1 protein-coding gene is annotated in these 2,144 nt (G+C 44.7%); it reads left to right on the top strand.

Annotation, left to right across the window (positions count from 1 at the left end; genetic code table 11):
* A partial coding sequence (locus tag ACWPKD_RS15185; RefSeq protein ID WP_455413538.1) for a beta strand repeat-containing protein occupies positions 1 to 2,144 on the top strand: 2,144 nt, incomplete at both ends.

Raw genomic sequence — 2,144 nt, 5'->3', positions numbered from 1 at the left:
ATATCAGATTTGTGAAAAACTCAATCCTACAAATTGTGATCCGGCAACCGTAACCGTAACGGTTACACCACCAGTGATTATTGCCCAGAATGACACTATCAACGGCGGAAACGGAACAACCGGTAATCCAAATGCAGGAAACGTACTGAACAATAATGGAAACGGTTTCGATACTTTAAACGGAAGTAATGTAGCCATTTCACAAGTCAACCTGACTGTTACCACACCGGCCACTCCTATCGGAAACAATCCGGTGCCAATTATCAGCACTACTACAGGACAAGTATCCGTACCAGCAGGAACACCGGCCGGAACTTATACTTTGGTATATCAGATTTGTGAAAAACTTAATCCTACCAATTGTGATCCGGCAACTGTAACCGTAACAGTTACTGCTCCGGCTATTATAGCTCAGAACGACACTATAAGCGGCGGAAACGGAACAACCGGTAATCCAAATGCAGGTAACGTACTGAATAACAATGGAAATGGACCTGATACCCTAAACGGAAGTCCAGTAGCCATTTCACAGGTGAACCTGACTGTTACCACGCCGGCCACTCCAATCGGAAACAATCCGGTGCCTTCCATAAGTACTACAACGGGACAAGTATCTGTACCTGCGGGAACGCCTGCCGGAACTTATACTTTAGTTTATCAGATTTGTGAAAAACTGAATCCGAATAATTGTGATTCCGCTAATGTTACAGTAACCGTGGCACCACCTCCAATTGTGGCAACAGACGATCCTATCAACGGAGGTAATGGAACAAGCGGTAATCCAAATGTTGGAAACGTACTCAACAATGACACGCTAAACGGAAACCCTGTATCCATTTCACAAGTTAATTTGACCATTACCACAACGGCTACTCCTATCGGAAATAATCCGGTACCGCTTATTAGTCCATCTAACGGACAAGTGTCTGTACCACCGGGAACGCCTGCGGGAACCTATACAATGGTTTATCAGATTTGTGAAAAACTCAACCCGAATAATTGTGATCCGGGAACCGTAACAGTAACGGTTTCATCACCACTGATTATTGCTCAGGACGACACTATCAACGGCGGAAACGGAACAACCGGTAATCCAAATGCAGGAAATGTACTGAACAATAATGGCAACGGAAATGACACATTAAACGGAATCAATGTTGCTATTTCACAGGTGAATCTGACCGTCACTACACCAGCTACTCCTATCGGAAACAATCCGGTGCCTTCCATCAGTACTACTACCGGACAAGTATCCGTACCAGCTGGAACACCTGCAGGAACCTATACTTTGGTTTATCAGATTTGCGAAAAACTAAATCCGACAAATTGTGATCCGGCAAGCGTAACGGTAACAGTTGCACCACCAGTGATTATTGCTCAAGACGACACTATCAATGGAGGAAATGTTACTACAGGAAATCCAAATGCCGGAAACGTACTGAGCAATAACGGAAACGGTTTTGACACTTTAAACGGAAGCAATGTCGCTATTTCACAAGTGAACCTAACGGTTACCACACCAGCTACGCCTATCGGTAATAATCCGGTGCCTTCCATCAGTACTACTACGGGACAAGTATCCGTACCACCGGGAACACCGGCTGCAACCTATACAATGGTGTATCAGATTTGTGAAAAACTAAATCCGAATAATTGTGATTCTGCAACAGTTTCTGTAACAGTTGCCTGCGATCAATTCGCAGCACCTACAGCCTCGGTAACAGCGCAGCCTACATGTACAGTTGCTACAGGTACTATTACAGTTACCGTTCCGGCACCGGCATCAGGTATCAGTTATACGGTAACAGGAACAAACCCGGTAGTTGCGGCACAAAGCAATACTACAGGTATTTTTCCAAACTTGAATCCAGGTGTTTATGCTGTAACCTATACAAAATTAAATTGTACATCAGCAGCTACATCATTAACCGTGAATGCACAACCGGCAACACCGGCGAAACCAACGCTTAGCGCCGTGACACAGCCAACCTGTACCAATCCAAACGGTAGTTTCACCATTACCAATTACAACAGTTCGTACACGTATACCGTTAGTCCTTCAAACACTGGAGCAACTATCAGCGGAAACACGATAACAGCTCCGGCAGGTACTTACACGGTAACGGCTACTTTAGGTAATTGTT

This window comes from Flavobacterium pedocola, from assembly GCF_053764385.1.
The sequence above is the reverse complement of the archived record's forward strand: the minus strand, read 5'-3'. Positions and strand labels throughout refer to the sequence as shown.